The following is a 17,859-nucleotide window of genomic DNA, read 5'->3' as shown; positions in this document are numbered from 1 at the left end:
GCCGGCGCGCGCCGCCCCGTTTTCCCGACCAACCGAGTATCTGCGATGAAGCGTTTCCTTTTCACCCTCATGGCGGCCTGCCTGCCGCTGCTGGCAGGCGCGCAAGGTTATCCCGCCAAGCCCGTGCGGCTGGTGGTGCCGTTCCCCGCGGGCGGTCCCGCCGACGTGCTCGGCCGCGTCGTCGGCGAAGGGCTGTCGAAGGCCTGGGGCCAGAACGTGCTGGTCGACAACCGCGCCGGCGCGGCCGGCAACATCGGCGTGGACCAGGTCGCCAAGGCGCCGCCGGACGGCTACACGCTGGCCGTGGTGCCGGTCGGCAACATCGCGGTGAATCCCACGCTGATGCCGAACCTGCCCTACAAGCAGGCGGACCTCGCGCCCGTGGCCATGCTCGCCACCGCCGAGAACGTGCTGGTGGTCAGCGCGGGCGTGCCGGCCAGGACGCTGCCCGAACTGCTCAGGCTCGCCGGCCAGAAGCCCGGCGAACTCACCTTCGCCTCGCCCGGCGCCGGCAGCCAGGCGCACCTGGCGGGCGAGCTGCTGCAGCTCGACGCCGGCATCAAGCTGATCCACGTGCCGTACAAGGGCGTCAGCCCCGCCATCACCGACCTGGTGGGCGGCCAGGTCACGATGATGTTCGCGCAGCTTTCCTCGGCGCTGCCCTACATCAAGGCCGGCAAGCTGCGCGCGCTCGGCGTGGCCAGCGCGCGGCGCTCCGCCGTGCTGCCCGACGTGCCCACCATCGCCGAGCAGGGCTTTCCCAAGTTCGAGGCGGTCTCGTGGTACGCGCTGATGGCGCCCGCCGGCACGCCCCGCGACGTGATCCAGCAGCTCAGCCACCAGGCCGGCCAGGTGCTGGCCAGTCCCGCGCTCAAGGACAAGCTCGCCGTGGTCGGCATGGACGCCGCCGGCGGCACGCCCGCCGAACTGGCCACGGCCATCCAGAAGGAAAGCGCGCGCTGGGCCGAGGTCATCCACAAGCGCCATATCACCGTGGACTGAGCACGGCCGACCGGGCGCGCCGGGACTTGCATATGAAAATGCAGACTGGTTATGATGATTTTTATTCCTTTTTAGAATCGTCCGCGGAGGCATAAGCTGTGTGCATCGGATACGGCATCGCGACCCACGACGGATCGGATGGAGCCGTACCCCTCCGAGGAAAGGAATCATCATGAACACCCAGCGTTTTGTCTCCGTTGCCATTGCCGCCGCACTTGCGGCGGCCTTCGCCGCAGGTAGCGCCCAGGCTTCCAGTGCCAGGCGGGATGCTTTTACCGACGGCGCGCGCATCGAGCAACGCAGCCCCTTCACCGACGGCGCCAGGGCCGGCAAGGTGGTGCCGCGTGGCGACCTGGTCGCCGGCATGGACCTCACCGGCGTATCGGCCACGCCGGCGCGTGCCGGTACCCGCGACCCCTACACCGACGGCGCGCGCATCGACAGGCGTGACCCGTTCACCGATGGCGCGCGTATCGACAAGCGCGACCCGTTCACCGACGGCGCCCTTGCCTGAGCGGCGGCCCGTCTGCGAGCACGCTGGCTGAACCTCGGCTCGGCCAGCCCGCTTCTTCATAGTGCGCCTGCCGGCGCCTTCACGCCCGCACGATTCTTCTCGTCGTGCGGGCTTTTTCATGCCGGCCGCCCATCCTGGGCGGGTCGGGGGGGCATAGCCCCCCGAGGTCAGAAACGCGTGCGCAGGCCCACGCCGGCGCCGGTCCGGGAGCGCGCGCCACCGAACGAGCCGGCCGGGTTGTTCGGATCCGTGATGGAGCCGCCCGACAGCTTGCTGTAGTCGGCCTCCAGGTAGGCATCGGTGCGCTTGGACAAGCTGTACACGGCGATCGCGTACACGGACTGCACCAGGCCCGATACGCCGGGGCGGACCCCCGTCACGTTGTCGCGCATATAGGCCAAAGTCACCTTGACCGCCCCCGGCGATTGATAGGAAACGCCCACTGCCGCGTACTTGTCGCGCCGCTCGGACGTCTGCGTGCCGGTGCCGAGGACGGTATTGGCATTGCCGCCGATGCTGGTGTTGGCGAGCGGCGTGCCGCTGCCGCTGGCGCCGATCACGAAGCCGGGCTCGCGCCAGGAGTCGAGGTAATAGCCATGCAGCGTGAAACTGCCGAGCGCGTAGCGGGCGCCGGCCGTCCACAGGCGCATCGCATTCCCGTTGGCGTCCTTCGATTGCTGGCCGACGGCCCCCGCGTGAAGCGCGTCGACGTCATAGGTGATGGCCAGCTGCACGGTGCTGCCGCTGGCCATCTGCCCCGCGCGCTCGCCGAACGAGTACTGTGCCTCCACGCCCAGGCCGCCCCATTGCTTGCTGTAGTCGACGGTGTTGTCGTAGCGCAGTCCCGTCAGCGCCGTCTGCCAGCTCAGTTCCGTGTAGTTGCCGATGGTGATGGGGTCCACGCCGATGACGAAGAGATAGGCCGCACCCATCTGCCGGCCCAGCTTGATCGTCCCGAAGGCGTCGTTGCCCAGGCCGACCCACGCCTGGCGCCCGAACAGCTGGCCCTGCTGTCCCGCTCGTCCGGTGTCCGGGCCGAAGCCGCTTTCCAGCGTAAACAGTGCCTTGCTGCCCATGCCCAGATCCTCGGCGCCGCGGATCCCCCACCTGGAGTTGTTGAAGGCGCCCTCGGTCAGGGCGATCTGGCTGCGGGGCCCGTTGCCGGTGGCCTGGTGGGTGGTGTAGCGAATGCTCGTATCGATGACGCCGTACAGGGTGACGCTCGATTGGGCAACTGCGCTGCAGGAAATTAAAGATAAACCTGCAAGCGGAATAATGCCGGGTTTCAAAATCCTCTCCCTTTATGTGGAAAACAACAAAGAACATTTAGCCGGCGGCTAAACGAAATATGCTGCGCGAAAGCGCGGGACGGTTATCCGCGGCGCTCCGGCGGGTGGTTTTCCGAGGGGCTATGGCTCGACCGGGCACGGATTCCACCCGGTCGTCGTCATTCGAGGCGTGCTGGATGCATGGGGGCGTCTGACGTTCGTCGTCCGGCGCTGGCGATCCTCCTGGACGGAATCGCGCATGGGTCGCGCCGTTTTTGTTCTTGCTTGCTAGTGTATGGAGTTCATGGTTTTCATGTCATGAAAAAAACGATCCGGGATTATTCGGTTTTTTCTTTATTGTTTATCCGAATGTCACGTGCCGATGCCGCCCGATGCCGTTATTTCGTTTTTCCGGGGCGGCGCGTCGTATCGATTATCGAGATCGGCTCCAATGGGCGCGCATGGCATGCGCGCGTTCCCGGCGAGCACGGTGCCGCTGCCTTCCCGCCGTCTTCCCGCTGGTGCTCCGCGCAAGCGACGGACGGCGGCCAACTAAAGGTTTTCCCTGATTTGCCGATAAGGGATCATCGTCCCAGATGGGCCTCCATCCGGCAGGCGGCAGGCAAAAAGGGCGGACCGGTGTCCATTTTCCTCCCGACGCACCGGCACTTCGCCACCATTCAATCGCAAATCAGGTAGAAGAAATGAAAAGCTTGGGAATTGGCGTGCGCCTCGGCATTGGCTTCGGCGTAGTGATATTGTTGTCCACCTTCATGACCGTGTTGGGTATCGTGCGCCTGCAACAGGTCGCCGACCGCACGAACGACATGATGCGGCAGCCGCTGGCCAAGGAACGCATGGTCAGCGACTGGTACCGCCTGATGCATACCAGCGTGCGCCGCACCACCGCGGTGGCCAAGAGCTCCGACCCGTCGCTGGGCGCGTTCTTCGCGGCGGAGACCAAGGGGTCGTTCGCCGCCATCGGCGCGCTGCGCGACAAGATCGAGCCGATGCTGACCAGCGACGAGGAAAAGGCCGCGTTCAAGAAAATCCTGACCGTGCGCAATCCCTACAACGATTCGCGCGAGAAAATCTCCAAGCTCAAGGAGGCCGGCAACGCGGACGAAGCCAACCAGGTGCTCGAGAAGGAATTCGTGCCGGCCGGCGACGCCTACCTCGCCGAGATCCAGAAGTTGCTCGACATCCAGCGCGCCAGCATCGACGCCACCGCGCTGGAGATCCACGGCATCTACCTGAACGCGCGCAACGGCATGATCGTGATCGGCGCGCTGGTGCTTGCCATCGGCGTGGCGTTCTCGGTGTGGCTGACGCGCGGCATCACCGGGCCCCTGCACCGCGCCGTCGCCATCGCGCGCACGGTCGCGGCCGGCAACCTGGGCAGCCGCATCGAGGTGGACAGCAAGGACGAGACCGGCCAGCTGATGCAGGCCCTGTCCGACATGAACGCCAACCTGCTGCGCATCATCAGCCAGGTGCGCAACGGCACCGACGCCATCGCCACCGGCACCAGCCAGATCGCCGCGGGCAACACCGACCTCTCCCAGCGCACCGAGGAACAGGCATCGTCGCTGCAGGAAACCGCCTCCAGCATGGAAGAGCTGACCAGCATCGTGCGCCAGAACGCCGACAACGCCAAGCAGGCCAGCACGCTGGCCGTCAACGCGTCGGAGATCGCCGTCGAAGGCGGCGAAGTGGTGGGCCAGGTCGTCACCACGATGGAAGACATCAACGGCGCCTCGCGCAAGGTGGTGGACATCATCGCCGTGATCGAAGGCATTGCCTTCCAGACCAACATCCTCGCGCTCAACGCCGCGGTGGAAGCCGCGCGCGCCGGCGAGCAAGGCCGCGGCTTCGCCGTGGTGGCCGGCGAAGTGCGCAGCCTGGCCCAGCGCAGCGCCACCGCCGCCAAGGAAATCAAGGCCCTGATCGGCGACTCCGTGGACCGCGTGGAAAAGGGCTCCCAACTGGTGGCGCACGCCGGCCAGACGATGGAGCGCATCGTCGGCGCGGTCAAGCGCGTGACCGACATCATGGGCGAGATCAGCGCGGCCTCGGCCGAGCAGAGCGCCGGCATCGAGCAGGTCAACCAGGCCGTCACGCAGATGGACACCGTGACGCAGCAGAACGCGGCACTGGTGGAACAGGCCGCGGCAGCCGCCGGCTCGATGGAAGAGCAGGCCCAGCGCCTGAAGGAAGCGGTGGCATCGTTCAGGCTGGCCGCGTAAGCCGTCCGGCCCGGCGTGGGGCGCAACGCCCCGCCGGGCGCCCCATCCGCGGAAAAAGCTTGCATTTTTCCACGGCTGCGATATAGTCGCGGCCTCGCGTGCGGCTGTAGCTCAGTTGGATAGAGTACTTGGCTACGAACCAAGGGGTCGTGGGTTCGAATCCTGCCAGCCGCACCATCCATTACAGTGACGATGCAAGCAATGGCCCGGAGAGTTGTCGCTCTCCGGGCCGTTTTTTTTTGCGCGACCCGCTTCGTTGGCGTCAGGCCAGCCGAGACCCGTCCAGCACCCAGAACGCCCAGACGGCAAGAAAGGGCATGGCGCACAGCCAGCGAAGACGCCACCCATGTCTTGTGGCAAACAACGCGCAGAGTGCCAGCACGCTGCTCGCCCACAGCGCGGCGACCGAGACCAGATAATGCGCCTGCGATTGGTATGCCCACATGGCGGCGGCGGGTCCGGCGGCGTCAAACGGATACGCTTCCGGTGCGGTCCAGGCATGCCAGAAGTCGATTGGCATCAGCGCGGCGATCAGGCCGGGCGTGATCGCCGCCGCTATCCTGAGAGCGAACTTCCAATTCCACTTAGAAGACATAGGCGCAATGCCAGGGTTGCATGGCGTGCCGGATTGGCACGGCTGGCTATTTGACCGGAATCGGCGCGCAGCGTAAATCTGACGAATTCCAAATGAAGCCGGCGGATGGCGCGCGCCTTCCTGCTTGTTCATGCGTATGGTGTGGCTCGGACAATGTGCTGCACCGACAGCCTCCCAAGCCGATTGCGGTAACATGCGGCCACCGTTTTTTGCCAAAGGAGAGAAAATGTCCCACCGACGCGTATTGCTGTCCGCCGCGCTGGCGCTGGCGGTTTCATGGCTCGCGGGATGCGCCAGCGGCGTCAGTCCGGAGTCCATCCAGGCGAGGGAGCCGGTGCGCGTGCACTCGGCGGCCAGCCCGGCCGCGCTGGTGGCGTGCCTGAAGGGCCGGCTGGGCGATGACGCCAACGTGGTGTCGTATCCCGAGCCGGGCAGGGTGGATATCCGCATCGGCAGTACCGACAATTCCGAGTACAGGTATTACCACCTGGTCAGCCTGCGCCGGGGCGGGGAAGGCACGGAAGTGGAGATCCGCAGCGCGGACGAATGGCATCCGCTGCTCAGTGGCGGCCGCGTGCGCGGCATGGTCGAGGACTGCGCGCCGGCGAAGACGCGCTAGCGCTGCCGTGCCGGTGCCGCCGCGCTGGCGGTACCGCGGGCGGCGCTGGTTCAGGGCTGTATGGTGCGCAGCAGGTGTTCCTGCAGGCGGCTCAGTTCGAGCGCGATGCCGCCGGGAAAGCCCTGGCGGCCGCCGCGCCGGTCGATCAGCAGGTCGGTGAGGTAGGCCGACAGCACGGCGGGGCTGGCCGCGAGCGCGGCCATCTGGTTGCCGATGCGGGCGTAGCCGCGGCACAGTTCCAGCGGCCGCGCGTCGGGCGGCAGCGAGGCCAGCCATTTGAGCGCGGTGTCGGTGAGGACCTGCGTCCCGGTGCTTTCGGGGCGCCGCATGGTCGGCCAGTCGGGTTCGGCCTGCGTGGGGACCGCGCCGTCCAGTATCTGTTTTGCTTCCTCGATTGAGACGAACTCGAACGAGAGGGATTCCATGCCAACTCCGGGATCAGGTCTGCGCGCCGTCGTGAATCGGCGGCGTCTGATTTTACCGGTATCGGCCGTTTCCGTGCCTTCTTGAGCCGCGCGGGCCGGACGCCTTCGCGCGGTCTTGCCGGCAGCCCGCCGGCTCATTTCATGTTCTCGCTCCAGTAGGCCTCGATCTGCTTGACCAGCACCGGCGGCAGGGCCACGTAGTGCTCGGCGGTGGCGTCGGCCTGGCCGTCGTTGAGCGCCCAGCGGAAGAACGACAGCGCGTTCTTCGCGCCGGTGGCATCCCTGGGCGCCTTCGGCATGATGACGAACACCACGCCGGTGATGGGCCACGCCTGCCCGCCGGGCGGATCGGTGATGACCTGGTAGAAGTCCGGCTGCTGGCTCCAGTCCGCCGACGCCACCGCGGCGCTGAACGTCTCGCGCGAGGGCACGACGTAGGCGCCGTCCTTGTTGCGCAGCGCCGTGTAGGGCAGCTTGCGCTGGAGCGCGTAGGTCAGCTCGGCATAGCCGATCGCGCCCTTGACGCTCTTGATGTAGGCGGCCACGCCCTCGTTGCCGACCGCGCCCACGCCGGTCGGCCACTTGATGGTGGTGCCGGCGCCCACGCCGCGCTTCCATTCGCCGCTGACCTCGGACAGGTAGTTGGCCCAGTTGAAGGTGGTGCCGGAACTGTCGCTGCGATGTACCACCAGGATCTTCTGGTCCGGCAGCGCGAGGCCGGGATTGAGCGCGCCGATGGCGGGATCGTTCCACCTGGCGATCTTGCCGAGGTAGATGTCGGCCAGCACCTGCCCGGTCAGCCGGACCTGGCCCGGGACCACGCCGTCGAGATTGACGATGGGCACCACGCCGCCGGCCACCAGCGGGAACTGGACCAGCCCCGAGGCGCGCAGCTCGTCCGGCTTGAGCGGCATGTCCGAGGCGCCGAAGGCAACGTTGGCGGCCTTGATCTGGCGGATGCCGTTGCCCGAGCCGATGGCCTGGTAGTTCACCTCCTGCCCGGTCCTGGCGTAGTAGGTCGAGGCCCATTTCAGCAGCAGCGGGTAGACGAAGGTCGAGCCGGCGCCGGTGATGTCGCCCGCCTGCGCCAGCAGCGCGCCGCCGGCGAGCACGCATGCCAGGGTGGCCCGTTGCCATGCCTTTTGCCAAGATCGGGAGCAGGTCATGTCGGCGGCCTCCTTCGTATGCGGGCGGAGCAGATGTCTGCGCGGGCCGCCGTGCTATCCGCTGCGCGGCGGCGATGCGCCGCGGGGCAATCGGCTTCCTCTCATGCTAGCAGTCGCGCGCGAATTTCCAACAGGTGTTTTGCCGGCGCCGCGCGCAGCTTGCCGTGCGGCGGGTTGTCGAGGTCGAAGCGGTCGAAGTGGTCGCAGGCATCGTCGCGGGTGTCGATGCGCTGGCAGACGCAGCGGTGCAGGGCATCGCCGATGCGTGCGCGCGTTGCGGTCTTCCAATCGTTCGTGGCCGGTCACGCTGATGAACCGCGGCGGGATGTCGGTCCTGCCTGCCGGCGCGCCGCAGCCGGCCACGCAGCCGGCCACGTATCCGGCCACGCAGCCGGACGCGGCGGGCGTTCTTCCCGCCCGCGCCCGTGCCGCGCAGCGCGCATCACTTCGGCGTGGGCATGTGCAGCTGGCCATCGTCGCCGAGCACCAGCCCCTGCCACGTGGCGGGCTTGCCCGACAATTCCCAGGCCGCGATCTGCACCGGGGTCCTGCCGATGCCGCCTTTCACGGCTTGCATTGCTTCGCGGTCGAGCGCTTCCGCGGCGGGAAGGTCCTTGATTTCGAGGGTGTCCATGATGGTTCTCCGTGACGGGTCATGTTGGCGGCGGGCCAACGGCGTGGTCCGCCTGTCCATGACAACGCATGGTCCGTGCCGGTGGCGCGGCGCCGGCATTTGTGGCGCATGCCCGCCCTGGCGCGCGGGGGCCGCGCGTTTGTGCCGCGGAACAGGCGGGCCGCGCCCGACAGGCGCCGCCGCGGTGACGGTGGCCGGCCAACAGCGCCGCCGCCGGCCGGATGCCCTCAGGACAGGTTGGCGCGGAAGAAGGCCGCGGTGCGGTCGTTGGCGGCCTGCGCGGAGGCTGCGTCGAAATGCACGCCGTTGTTGCGCGCGAACGCATGCGAGCAGCCGGGGTAGGTGTGTATCTCGATATGGGACCGCGGCGACAGCGCGGCGATGATCCGCGTCCAGGTTTCGCGCGGCACGAATTCGTCGGCTTCCGCGATATGCATCAGCAGCGGCTGGCGGATGTTGCCGGCCTCGCCGAGGTACTGGTCGATGCCGACGCCGTAGTACACCGTCACGGCATCGGCGTCCGTGCGCGCCGCGGTGAGGAAGGCGAGCAGCCCGCCCAGGCAGAAGCCCACCGCGCCGACCTTGCCGCCGGCGCCGTCCAGCGCGCGCGTGTAGCGGATGGTGGCGTCGATGTCGCGCACGCCCGCCGGCACGTCGAAGCCGTTGTAGAGCTTGAATGCCTTGTCCCACTCGGCCTGGGTGGCGTCGGTCAGTTCCACGCCGGGCTCCTGGCGCCAGTAGAGATCGGGGCAGATGGCCACGTAGCCCTGCGCGGCGAAGTCGTCGCAGGTCTTGCGCATGTCCGCGTTGATGCCAAAGATCTCCTGGATCACCACGATCGCCGGCGCCTTCGCCGCCGCCGGCCGCGCCAGGTAGGCGGCAAAGGTCCCGTCCGCCGTGCTTATCTTCACCATTTCGCCCATCGTCGTGCTCCCGTTCGAGATTCGATGCAGTCGCCCGGGGCAGCCTGCGCCGGACGTGCGAATAGGATTATTGGCGGCCTGCGCCGGACCGCAAGGGAAAACCGGCACGCCGGCCCGCCGCGTCGTGTCGCGTCCTGCCGCCGGCATCCTCACTGCAATTAACGGCCAGGAAGCGAGGGTGGCCGCGCAGGTGGCCGGCCGCTTGCGGCCGGCACCGGGGGCGCGCAGGATGGGGGCCTGTCCAATCCCGACATGCGCTGGAGACCCGTATGCCGTACATGCTGCTGATCGTGGAACCTGTCGGCCAGCGCGCCGCGCGCACCGAGGAGGCGGGCCGGCAGGCCTACGCGAGCATGACGCAGTTCGCCGGCCGCCTGACCGAGCGCGGCGTGCTGCTGGGCTGCAATTCGCTCACCTCGGACGCCCGGGGCGTGCGCGTGCAGGTGCGCGAAGGCCGCCGCGACCTGCTCGACGGTCCGTTCGCGGAGGCCAAGGAGATGGTCGGCGGCTATTTCCTGCTCGACTGCGCGAGCCAGGACGAGGCCATCGCCATCGCCGCCGAATGTCCGGCCGCAAGCTGGTGCACGGTGGAAGTGCGCGAAGTGGGGCCGTGCTTTACGTGAAGCTCCGCGCGGCTGCATGGGCGGCATGGGCGGAGGTGGATGCTTCTAGGTAATTACCCTGGGTTCGCGGGATTTTCGCGCGCGCGATGTCGATCCTGCCGCGCGCGGCGCGTCGTGCCGGCATGCGCCGCGGCACCGGGCCGGTCGCAGGACCGACCGCAATGCCAGTGCCGCCGGCTCCCGACCGACCGTCAACCCGAGGAGCGATGCAATGCGATTCATGATCCTGGTGAAAGCCACCCAGGCCAGCGAAGCCGGCCAGATGCCCGAGGAAAGCCTCATTGCCGCGATGGCGGCCTATCACGAGCAACTGGCCAGGGCCGGCGTGCTGCTCGACGGCGCCGGGCTCAAGCCCAGCGCGGCCGGCTGGCGCATCCGCCATGCCGGCGGCCGGCGCACGGTGACGGACGGCCCGTTCGCGCAGACCAACGAACTCGTGGCCGGCTACACCCTGATCCAGGTGCGCAGCCGCGAGGAAGCGATGGAATGGGCGCGCCGCTTTCCCGCGCCGCACGGCGAGACGGCCGACGGCGAGATCGAGGTGCGTCCGCTCTATGAACTGGAGGACTTCGCGCCCGGCCCCGCCGTGGACCGCTTCCGCGCGCTCGGCATGGGCCAGCGCTGAAGGCGCCGAAGCGGACGCGAGCGCAACGAGCGCAACGCACATCACGAGCACCACGAGGACATCATGCACAAGCAAGTCTACGTCAACCTCGCCGTGGCCGACCTGCCGCGCGCGATGGATTTTTTCAAGGGCCTGGGCTTTGCCTTCAACCCGCGCTTCACCGACGGCAACGCGGCCTGCATGGTCATCGGCGAGAACATCCACGCCATGCTGCTGACCGAGGCCTTCTTCAAGAGCTTCACCACGCGCGCGCTGTGCGACACCGCGCACAGCACCGAGGTGCTGATCTGCCTGTCGTGCGAGAGCCGCGCCGAGGTCGATGCGCTGGTCGCCAAGGCGCTGGCCGCCGGCGCCCGCGCGCCGCGCGCGCCGCAGGACCACGGTTTCATGTACGGCCACGGCTTCGAGGACCTGGACGGCCATATCTGGGAGCTGGTGTACATGGAGCCGCAGGCCGCGGACCCGGCCTGAATGTCCCGGGGCGGCAGGATGACGGCGATTCCCCCGGCGCACCGCGCGATCGAGGCCGTATGGCGCATCGAATCCGCCAGGGTCATCGCCCACGTGGCGCGCGTGGTGCGCGACGTGGGCCTGGCCGAGGAACTGGCGCAGGACGCCTTGCTGGCCGCGCTGGAGCGCTGGCCGGAAAACGGCGTGCCGGACAACCCCGGTGCGTGGCTGATGACCACGGCCCGGCGCCGCGCGCTGGACCACCTGCGCCGGCAGGCGCTGCACGCGCGCAAGCACGAGCAGATCGGCCACGAGCTCGACGCGCTGGAGGCCCGCATAGTGCCCGACTTCGTCGATGGGCTCGACGCGGCCCGCGAGGACGACATCGGCGACGACCTGCTGCGCCTGGTCTTCACCGCCTGCCATCCGGTGCTGTCGCGCGAGGCGCGCGTGGCCATGACCCTGCGCCTGCTCGGTGGCCTGACCACCGCCGAGATCGCGCGCGCGTTCCTCACGCCGGAGCCCACCATCGCCCAGCGCATCGTGCGCGCCAAGCGCGCGCTGGGCGCGGCGCGCGTGCCGTTCGAGGTGCCGGGGCCGCAGGCGCGCGCGGCGCGCCTGGCGTCGGTGCTGGAGGTGATCTACCTGATCTTCAACGAAGGGTATGCCGCCACCGCCGGCAGCGACTGGATGCGCCCCGCGCTGTGCGAGGAAGCGCTGCGCCTGGGCCGCACGCTGGCCGGCCTGATGCCGGACGAAAGCGAGGTGCACGGACTGGTGGCGCTGATGGAGATACAGGCCTCGCGCACGCACGCGCGCGTCGACGCGCAGGGCCAGCCGGTGCTGCTGCCCGACCAGGACCGCGGCCGCTGGGACCCGCTGCTGATCCGGCGCGGCCTGCACGCGCTGGCGCGCGCGCAGGCGCTTGGCGGCGCGCTCGGCCCCTACGCGCTGCAGGCCGCGCTGGCCGCCTGCCACGCGCGCGCGCCGAGCGCGGCCGAGACCGACTGGGCGCAGATCGCCGCGCTGTATGACGCGCTCGCGCGGGTCATGCCGTCGCCGGTGGTGGAGCTGAACCGCGCGGTGGCGGTGGGCATGGCCTTCGGCCCGGCGGCCGGGCTGGAGATTGTCGATGCGCTGGCCGCGGGGGCCGCGCTGGAGAACTATCACCTGCTGCCCAGCGTGCGCGGCGACCTGCTGTCGAAGCTGGGCCGCTTCGCGCAAGCGCGCGCCGAGTTCGAACGCGCCGCCGGCATGACCCGCAACGCGCGCGAGCGCGAACTGCTGCTGGCGCGGGCGCGTGCGGCGCGGGGGTGAGGGCAGGTGCCTGCCACCACCACAAGCCCCCGCCAGACCATCGCACCGCCTACTGCGCCACGATGCCCGGCCGCGCCATCCGCGTGTACACCAGCAGGCGTCCCTTGTAGGCATTCTGGTCGGTGCCGGCGGGACGGTCCAGCCGCTGCTCCGCCAGCGAGAAACCGAGCGCCGCCATCCACCGGTTGAAGGCCGGGCGGTTGCCGCGGTCGGGGTCGACGATCCAGACTTCCGCGGCCGCGCTGGCGTGGCTGTCGATGTAGCGCGCGAGCCTGCCGTCGGTGTCGCGCTCGTAGAGCAGGTCGCTGCCGATGATCAGGTCGAAGTCGCCCGCCACGTTCTGCACGCCGGCCAGGCTCGGGTCGCTGCCGTCGGCCGCGCCCCAGTGGCCGTGCCGGTATTTCATCGGCGCGAGGCCGTTGATGCGCGCGTTCTCCGCCAGGAAGGGGCCGGCCATCGGGTGGCAGTCGCTGGCAGTCACGTCGGCGCCGCGGCGGTGCGCGACCAGGCTGGCCAGCGCCGTGCCGCAGCCGATCTCGAGGATGCGCTCGGCCGGGTCCACCGGCCGCGCGGCGATGCGTTCGGCCAGCAGCGCGCCGGACGGCCACAGCATGCCGAACAGCGGCCACGCGGCGGAGGAAATGCCCATGCGTTCGGCGTCGCCGTGGGGATCGTGGAACTGCTGCTGGTCCAGCAGGCAGCGAATGACCAAATCGGGCGCGCCCGCGATGGCAACGCGCTCTTGCTTGGTTTGATACCCGGGCATGGGGAGAGGGGGGAGGCCGGGAACCGGCCCCGCTAGAGGGAGGGAGCGGGCAGTATGCCCGAAATACCCCGCCGCGGGCCGGAATTTGCCGTCAAATGCGCGCAAAAGCCGCGCCGCAGGCACTCCGTGGATGCCCGCGGCGCGGCAAGGCACAGGCCATGCCGGGCAAGGCGTCAGGCCGGCGCGTCTTCCAGCGTGACCAGCTGCGCGCCGTCCTGCACCTGGTCGCCCACCGCGTACAGCACTTCCTGCACCACGCCGTCGGCGGGCGCGGTCAGCGTGTGCTCCATCTTCATGGCTTCCATCACGATGAGCGGGTCGCCCTTGCCGATCACGGCGCCGGCCTTGACCATCACCGCGATGATGCGGCCCGGCATCGGCGCCACCAGCTTGCCGCCCTCGGCATCGGCGCCGGCCGCGTGCGCGAGCGGGTCGATCACCTCCAGCCGGGTTTGCCGGCTGCCGCTGAACACATGGATGGCATCGCCGTCGAGATGGGTGCTGCCCTTGACCGTGCGCTCGCCAAGGTCGAGCGCATGGCCGTCGCTGGCGCTGGCTGCGCGGAAGGGCACGGTCTGCCCGTTCACGCTCAGCCACTGCCGCGCGCCGTCGTCGCGCAGGCTGGCCTCGGTTTCGCCCTCGGCCGTGCGCAGGCGGAAGCGGCGCGTGGCCTCGCCGTTCAGGCGCCACGCGCCGCCGTGCCGCCACGGCGAATGCGCGTCGGCCGGGTCCACGCGGCGCGCGCGCGCCTGCGCGTCGAGCAGCGCCGCCACCGCCAGCGCGATGGCGTCGATGCCCTCCGGCCCGGCGGGCGGGAACAGCGCCGCGTGGTTGCGCTCGATCAGGCCGGTGTCGAGGTCCGCCGTGGCGAACGCCGGCGAGGCCACCAGCCGCTGCAGGAAGGCGATATTGGTGGACAGGCCCACCACGTGGTACTGCGCCAGCGCCTGCGCCATGCGCGCCAGCGCTTCCTCGCGGTCGCGGCCCCACACGATCAGCTTGGCGATCATGGGGTCGTAGAAGGGGCTGATGGTGTCGCCCTCGCGCACGCCGGAATCAATGCGCGCGCCGGCCGGGCCGCCGCGGTCCTGGCCCAGCTCGAACTGCACCGCCGCCGGCGTGCGCAGGTAGCGCAGCGTGCCGGTGGACGGCAGGAAGCCCTTGTCCGGGTTCTCGGCGTACACGCGCGCCTCCAGCGCGTGGCCGTGGATGCGCAACTGGTCCTGCCTCAGCGGCAGCGGCTCGCCGGCGGCCACGCGCAACTGCCACTCCACCAGGTCCTGCCCGGTGATCATCTCGGTCACGGGATGTTCCACCTGCAGGCGCGTGTTCATCTCCATGAAGTAGAACGAGCCGTCCTGGTTGGCGATGAACTCCACGGTGCCGGCGCCCACGTAGCCCACCGCCTGCGCCGCGGCCACGGCGGCGTCGCCCATTGCGCGCCGGCGCTCCTCGCTCATGCCCGGCGCCGGGGCTTCTTCCAGCACCTTCTGGTGGCGCCGCTGCACCGAGCAGTCGCGCTCGAACAGGTAGACGCAGTTGCCGTGCGTATCGGCGAACACCTGGATCTCGATATGGCGCGGGCGCGTCAGGTACTTCTCCACCAGCACCTTGTCGTCGCCGAAGCTGGCCGATGCCTCGCGCTTGACCGAGGCCAGCGCGGTCTCGAAGCCAGCGCCGGCCTCGACCACGCGCATGCCCTTGCCGCCGCCGCCGGCGCTGGCCTTGAGCAGCACCGGGTAGCCGATGCGGTCGGCCTCGCGGCGCAGCAGCGCGGCGTCCTGGTCCTCGCCGTGGTAGCCCGGCACCAGCGGCACCGCGGCCTTTTCCATCAGTTGCTTGGCCGCGCTCTTGCTGCCCATCGCGCGGATGCTCGATGCCGGCGGCCCGATGAAGACCAGCCCCGCGGCCGCGCAAGCCTCGGCAAAACCGTCGTTCTCGGACAGGAAGCCGTAGCCCGGGTGGATCGCCTGCGCGCCGGTGGCCAGGGCCACCGCGATGATGTGCTCGCCGCGCAGGTAGCTGTCGCGCGCGGCCGCGCCGCCGATGTGCACGGCTTCGTCGCACAGCGCCACGTGGCGCGCGCCGGCATCGGCGTCCGAGTAGACCGCCACCGTGCGGATGCCCAGGCGGCGGCAGGTGGCGGCCACGCGGCAGGCGATTTCGCCGCGGTTGGCGATCAGGATTTTGTTGAACATGCTGGTGGTCCTCTTGTCTTTTCCTTGCGTGCGGCGTGCCTCAGACCTTCCAGGCGGGCGCGCGCTTCTCCAGGAAGGACTTCACGCCTTCCCGCCCTTCGTCCGAAGCGCGGATCGCGGCTATGCGCTCCGCCGTCTGCGCCAGCAGGTCGTCGTCGACCGGCCGCCCGGCCACCTCCTGCACCAGCCGCTTGCTCTCGCGCACCGCGTTCGGGCTGTTGGCCGCCAGCGTGGCGGCCAGCTCGGCCACCTTGGCGTCCAGCGCGGCGGCGGCCACCATCTCGTGCACGAAGCCCAGCCGCAGCGCCTCGGCCGCGCCGAAGCGCTCGGCGGTGATGAAGTAGCGGCGCGAGGCCTGCTCGCCCAGCGCGCGGATCACGTAGGGGCTGATGGTGGCCGGCAGCAGGCCCAGGCGCGCCTCCGACAGGCAGAAGGTCACGCCCTCGGCCGCCACCGCGATGTCGCACGCCGCCACCAGCCCCACGCCGCCGGCGTAGGCGTCGCCGTGGATGCGCGCGATCACCGGCTTGGGGCAGGACCAGATGGTGTGCAGCATCTGCGCCAGCGTCAGCGCGTCGGAGCGGTTCTCGTCGTGCGAGTAGCCGGCCATCTTCTTCATCCAGTTCAGGTCGGCGCCGGCGCAGAAGGCCGGGCCGTTGCCGGCCAGCACGATGGCGCGCACCGAGGGCTCGCTGCCCAGCGCGCGGAAGGCGCCGGTCAGCTCGGCGATCACGGTTTCGTTGAAGGCGTTGCGCACGTCGGGCCGGTTCAGCGTGACGGTGGCCACATGCTGCGCGGTGGTGACGGTGAGGGTGGTGAATTCCATTTCGGTGTCCTGTGGCGGTGCGTGGGCGCGGGGTGGGGGCGTTACATGCGGAACACGCCGAACTTCATCTCGCCGATCGGCGCGTTGAGGCTGGCCGACAGGCCCAGGCCCAGCACCGTGCGCGTCTGCGCGGGGTCGATCACGCCGTCGTCCCACAGGCGCGCGCTGGCGTAGTAGGGATGGCCCTGGTGCTCGTACTGGTCGCGGATCGGCTGCTTGAACTTGTCTTCTTCCTCGGCGCTCCAGGCACCGCCGCGCGCCTCGATGCCGTCGCGGCGCACCGTGGCCAGCACGCTGGCGGCCTGCTCGCCGCCCATCACCGAGATGCGCGCGTTCGGCCACATCCACAAGAAGCGCGGCGAATACGCGCGCCCGCACATGCCGTAGTTGCCCGCGCCGAACGAGCCGCCGATGATGACCGTGAACTTGGGCACCTGCGCCGTGGCCACCGCCGTCACCATCTTGGCGCCGTTGCGCGCGATGCCTTCGTTCTCGTACTTGCGGCCCACCATGAAGCCGGTGATGTTCTGCAGGAACACCAGCGGGATCTTGCGCTGGCAGCACAGCTCGATGAAGTGCGCGCCCTTGAGCGCCGACTCCGAGAACAGGATGCCGTTGTTGGCGATGATGCCGACCGGGTAGCCCCAGATCCGCGCGAAGCCGCACACCAGCGTGGTGCCGTAGCGCGCCTTGAACTCGTCGAAGTCGGAATCGTCCACGATGCGCGCGATGACCTCGCGCACGTCGTAGGGCTTGCGCGTGTCGGTGGGGATCACGCCGTACAGCTCCTCCACCGGGTAGCGCGGCGGCAGCGGCTCGTGCAGGCGGATCTGGTCCGGCTTGCGGCGGTTCAGGTGCTGCACGATATTGCGCGCCAGCGACAGCGCGTGCGCGTCGTTCTGCGCGAAGTAGTCCGCCACGCCGGACAGGCGCGTGTGCACGTCGGCGCCGCCCAGGTCCTCGGCGCTCACTTCCTCGCCGGTGGCCGCCTTCACCAGCGGCGGGCCGCCCAGGAAGATGGTGCCCTGGTTCTTGACGATGATGGACTCGTCGCTCATGGCCGGCACGTAGGCGCCGCCCGCCGTGCACGAGCCCATCACCACCGCGATCTGCGGGATGCCCTGCTTGGACAGGTTGGCCTGGTTGTAGAAGATGCGGCCGAAGTGGTCGCGGTCGGGGAACACGTCGTCCTGGTTGGGCAGGTTGGCGCCGCCCGAGTCCACCAGGTAGATGCAGGGCAGGTTGTTCTGCTCGGCGATCTCCTGCGCGCGCAGGTGCTTGCGCACGGTCAGCGGGTAATAGGTGCCGCCCTTGACGGTGGCGTCGTTGCAGACGATCACGCATTCCTGCCCGGCGATGCTGCCGATGCCGGTGATGATGCCCGCGCCCGGCGCGGCATTGTCGTACATGTCGTAGGCCGCCAGCTGCGACAGCTCCAGGAACGGCGTGCCCGGGTCCAGCAGCTGCTGCACGCGCTCGCGCGGCAGCATCTTGCCGCGCGACAGATGCTTGGCGCGCGCGTCCTCGCCGCCGCCTTCGGCCAGTTTGGCGATCCTGGCCTTGAGGTCGTCGACCAGCGCCTGCATGGCGTCGGCATTGGCGCGGAACGATTCCGAGCGCGCATTGAGTTTGGTTTCGAGCGTGGGCATGGGTCTGGGTATC

The 17,859-nt window shown here is 69.4% G+C and carries 20 protein-coding genes and 1 tRNA gene; 11 read left to right on the top strand and 10 right to left on the bottom strand.

The genetic code is table 11. The features are described 5' to 3' along the window. The first annotated feature begins 45 nt into the window (after positions 1-45). Positions 46-1,002, top strand: coding sequence for a Bug family tripartite tricarboxylate transporter substrate binding protein (locus ACWTPI_RS30735; protein WP_454733650.1), 957 nt, complete (start codon positions 46-48; stop codon positions 1,000-1,002). Positions 1,003-1,174: 172 nt separating this feature from the next. Beyond that, positions 1,175-1,516, top strand: a complete 342-nt coding sequence (locus ACWTPI_RS30730; RefSeq protein ID WP_020201906.1) for a hypothetical protein — start codon at positions 1,175-1,177, stop codon at positions 1,514-1,516. A 167-nt stretch (positions 1,517-1,683) separates the two neighbouring features. Here the strand turns inward: ACWTPI_RS30730 and ACWTPI_RS30725 are convergent, their stop codons facing one another. Further along, positions 1,684-2,718: a porin gene (locus ACWTPI_RS30725; protein WP_454734043.1), complete on the bottom strand. Its 1,035-nt coding sequence runs from the start codon at positions 2,716-2,718 to the stop codon at positions 1,684-1,686. On the opposite strand from ACWTPI_RS30725, the gene ACWTPI_RS30720 reads away from it, so the two are divergent. From ACWTPI_RS30720 to ACWTPI_RS30705, 4 genes are all read left to right on the top strand, one after another. After that, entirely contained in the window at positions 2,705-2,857 is a 153-nt protein-coding gene (locus tag ACWTPI_RS30720; protein ID WP_231586514.1) for a hypothetical protein, read from the top strand. The two genes, ACWTPI_RS30725 and ACWTPI_RS30720, sit on opposite strands and share 14 nt — an antisense overlap. A 245-nt stretch (positions 2,858-3,102) precedes the next feature. Further along, positions 3,103-3,483 carry a hypothetical protein gene (locus tag ACWTPI_RS30715; protein ID WP_454733649.1) on the top strand — a complete coding sequence of 127 codons (381 nt, stop codon included), beginning with the start codon at positions 3,103-3,105 and terminating at the stop codon, positions 3,481-3,483. 5 nt (positions 3,484-3,488) lie between these two features. Beyond that, positions 3,489-5,030, top strand: a complete 1,542-nt coding sequence (locus ACWTPI_RS30710) for a methyl-accepting chemotaxis protein (protein ID WP_059412480.1) — start codon at positions 3,489-3,491, stop codon at positions 5,028-5,030. Positions 5,031-5,130: 100 nt separating this feature from the next. Next, positions 5,131-5,207, top strand: a tRNA-Arg gene (locus ACWTPI_RS30705). Positions 5,208-5,292: 85 nt separating this feature from the next. Here ACWTPI_RS30705 and ACWTPI_RS30700 read toward each other — a convergent pair. Next, complete coding sequence (locus ACWTPI_RS30700; protein WP_454733648.1) at positions 5,293-5,757, bottom strand: hypothetical protein; 465 nt, start codon at positions 5,755-5,757, stop codon at positions 5,293-5,295. A gap of 94 nt (positions 5,758-5,851) precedes the next feature. Between ACWTPI_RS30700 and ACWTPI_RS30695 the strand changes: the two genes are divergently transcribed. Continuing rightward, a complete protein-coding gene (locus ACWTPI_RS30695; protein ID WP_043365824.1) occupies positions 5,852-6,244 on the top strand; it encodes a hypothetical protein in 393 nt (130 codons plus the stop codon). Positions 6,245-6,294: 50 nt separating this feature from the next. On the opposite strand, the gene ACWTPI_RS30690 is transcribed toward ACWTPI_RS30695, so the two are convergent. From ACWTPI_RS30690 to ACWTPI_RS30675, 4 genes are all read right to left on the bottom strand, one after another. Next, positions 6,295-6,669: a hypothetical protein gene (locus tag ACWTPI_RS30690; protein WP_020201850.1), complete on the bottom strand. Its 375-nt coding sequence runs from the start codon at positions 6,667-6,669 to the stop codon at positions 6,295-6,297. Between the two features lie 134 nt (positions 6,670-6,803). After that, positions 6,804-7,835, bottom strand: a complete 1,032-nt coding sequence (gene pstS, locus ACWTPI_RS30685; protein ID WP_454733647.1) for a phosphate ABC transporter substrate-binding protein PstS — start codon at positions 7,833-7,835, stop codon at positions 6,804-6,806. 442 nt (positions 7,836-8,277) lie between these two features. Then, a complete protein-coding gene (locus tag ACWTPI_RS30680) occupies positions 8,278-8,469 on the bottom strand; it encodes a hypothetical protein (RefSeq protein WP_020201848.1) in 192 nt (63 codons plus the stop codon). A 227-nt stretch (positions 8,470-8,696) separates the two neighbouring features. Then, complete coding sequence (locus ACWTPI_RS30675; protein WP_059412484.1) at positions 8,697-9,392, bottom strand: dienelactone hydrolase family protein; 696 nt, start codon at positions 9,390-9,392, stop codon at positions 8,697-8,699. Positions 9,393-9,661: 269 nt separating this feature from the next. Between ACWTPI_RS30675 and ACWTPI_RS30670 the strand changes: the two genes are divergently transcribed. The 4 genes from ACWTPI_RS30670 (at position 9,662) to ACWTPI_RS30655 (ending at position 12,407) form a co-directional block, all read left to right on the top strand. Beyond that, positions 9,662-10,015 (top strand): YciI family protein, encoded by a 354-nt coding sequence (locus tag ACWTPI_RS30670; RefSeq protein ID WP_020201846.1) that lies wholly within the window; start codon positions 9,662-9,664, stop codon positions 10,013-10,015. 211 nt (positions 10,016-10,226) lie between these two features. After that, on the top strand, positions 10,227-10,640 hold the full coding sequence (locus tag ACWTPI_RS30665) for a YciI family protein (RefSeq protein WP_020201845.1): 414 nt from the start codon (positions 10,227-10,229) through the stop codon (positions 10,638-10,640). A 63-nt stretch (positions 10,641-10,703) separates the two neighbouring features. Further along, on the top strand, positions 10,704-11,111 hold the full coding sequence (locus ACWTPI_RS30660) for a VOC family protein (protein WP_454733646.1): 408 nt from the start codon (positions 10,704-10,706) through the stop codon (positions 11,109-11,111). An 18-nt stretch (positions 11,112-11,129) separates the two neighbouring features. After that, the gene (locus tag ACWTPI_RS30655) at positions 11,130-12,407 is read left to right on the top strand and encodes an RNA polymerase sigma factor (protein WP_454733645.1); all 1,278 of its coding nucleotides are present in this window, start codon (positions 11,130-11,132) and stop codon (positions 12,405-12,407) included. Between the two features lie 49 nt (positions 12,408-12,456). Here the strand turns inward: ACWTPI_RS30655 and ACWTPI_RS30650 are convergent, their stop codons facing one another. The 4 genes from ACWTPI_RS30650 to ACWTPI_RS30635 form a co-directional block, all read right to left on the bottom strand. After that, entirely contained in the window at positions 12,457-13,173 is a 717-nt protein-coding gene (locus ACWTPI_RS30650; RefSeq protein WP_454733644.1) for a class I SAM-dependent methyltransferase, read from the bottom strand. A gap of 173 nt (positions 13,174-13,346) precedes the next feature. Further along, positions 13,347-15,371, bottom strand: coding sequence for an acetyl/propionyl/methylcrotonyl-CoA carboxylase subunit alpha (locus ACWTPI_RS30645; RefSeq protein ID WP_454733643.1), 2,025 nt, complete (start codon positions 15,369-15,371; stop codon positions 13,347-13,349). Between the two features lie 40 nt (positions 15,372-15,411). Further along, on the bottom strand, positions 15,412-16,197 hold the full coding sequence (locus ACWTPI_RS30640) for an enoyl-CoA hydratase/isomerase family protein (protein WP_454733642.1): 786 nt from the start codon (positions 16,195-16,197) through the stop codon (positions 15,412-15,414). A gap of 41 nt (positions 16,198-16,238) precedes the next feature. Continuing rightward, the gene (locus tag ACWTPI_RS30635) at positions 16,239-17,846 is read right to left on the bottom strand and encodes a carboxyl transferase domain-containing protein (RefSeq protein WP_454733641.1); all 1,608 of its coding nucleotides are present in this window, start codon (positions 17,844-17,846) and stop codon (positions 16,239-16,241) included. Positions 17,847-17,859 lie beyond the last annotated feature (13 nt).

Source organism: Cupriavidus ulmosensis (assembly GCF_977008105.1).
Note: the sequence above shows the minus strand (reverse complement) of the source record. Positions and strands in the feature narration are given on the sequence as shown.

Excerpts from the sequence above, each read along its gene's own strand:
- ACWTPI_RS30735 (WP_454733650.1), top strand. The coding sequence starts at position 46 with ATGAAGCGTTTCCTTTTCACCCTCATGGCGGCCTGCCTGCCGCTGCTG.
- ACWTPI_RS30730 (WP_020201906.1), top strand. The coding sequence starts at position 1,175 with ATGAACACCCAGCGTTTTGTCTCCGTTGCCATTGCCGCCGCACTTGCG.
- ACWTPI_RS30720 (WP_231586514.1), top strand. The coding sequence starts at position 2,705 with ATGCTCGTATCGATGACGCCGTACAGGGTGACGCTCGATTGGGCAACT.
- ACWTPI_RS30715 (WP_454733649.1), top strand. The coding sequence starts at position 3,103 with ATGAAAAAAACGATCCGGGATTATTCGGTTTTTTCTTTATTGTTTATC.
- ACWTPI_RS30710 (WP_059412480.1), top strand. The coding sequence starts at position 3,489 with ATGAAAAGCTTGGGAATTGGCGTGCGCCTCGGCATTGGCTTCGGCGTA.
- ACWTPI_RS30700 (WP_454733648.1), bottom strand. The coding sequence starts at position 5,757 with ATGAACAAGCAGGAAGGCGCGCGCCATCCGCCGGCTTCATTTGGAATT.
- ACWTPI_RS30695 (WP_043365824.1), top strand. The coding sequence starts at position 5,852 with ATGTCCCACCGACGCGTATTGCTGTCCGCCGCGCTGGCGCTGGCGGTT.
- ACWTPI_RS30690 (WP_020201850.1), bottom strand. The coding sequence starts at position 6,669 with ATGGAATCCCTCTCGTTCGAGTTCGTCTCAATCGAGGAAGCAAAACAG.
- pstS (WP_454733647.1), bottom strand. The coding sequence starts at position 7,835 with ATGACCTGCTCCCGATCTTGGCAAAAGGCATGGCAACGGGCCACCCTG.
- ACWTPI_RS30680 (WP_020201848.1), bottom strand. The coding sequence starts at position 8,469 with ATGGACACCCTCGAAATCAAGGACCTTCCCGCCGCGGAAGCGCTCGAC.
- ACWTPI_RS30675 (WP_059412484.1), bottom strand. The coding sequence starts at position 9,392 with ATGGGCGAAATGGTGAAGATAAGCACGGCGGACGGGACCTTTGCCGCC.
- ACWTPI_RS30670 (WP_020201846.1), top strand. The coding sequence starts at position 9,662 with ATGCCGTACATGCTGCTGATCGTGGAACCTGTCGGCCAGCGCGCCGCG.
- ACWTPI_RS30665 (WP_020201845.1), top strand. The coding sequence starts at position 10,227 with ATGCGATTCATGATCCTGGTGAAAGCCACCCAGGCCAGCGAAGCCGGC.
- ACWTPI_RS30660 (WP_454733646.1), top strand. The coding sequence starts at position 10,704 with ATGCACAAGCAAGTCTACGTCAACCTCGCCGTGGCCGACCTGCCGCGC.
- ACWTPI_RS30655 (WP_454733645.1), top strand. The coding sequence starts at position 11,130 with ATGACGGCGATTCCCCCGGCGCACCGCGCGATCGAGGCCGTATGGCGC.
- ACWTPI_RS30650 (WP_454733644.1), bottom strand. The coding sequence starts at position 13,173 with ATGCCCGGGTATCAAACCAAGCAAGAGCGCGTTGCCATCGCGGGCGCG.
- ACWTPI_RS30645 (WP_454733643.1), bottom strand. The coding sequence starts at position 15,371 with ATGTTCAACAAAATCCTGATCGCCAACCGCGGCGAAATCGCCTGCCGC.
- ACWTPI_RS30640 (WP_454733642.1), bottom strand. The coding sequence starts at position 16,197 with ATGGAATTCACCACCCTCACCGTCACCACCGCGCAGCATGTGGCCACC.
- ACWTPI_RS30635 (WP_454733641.1), bottom strand. The coding sequence starts at position 17,846 with ATGCCCACGCTCGAAACCAAACTCAATGCGCGCTCGGAATCGTTCCGC.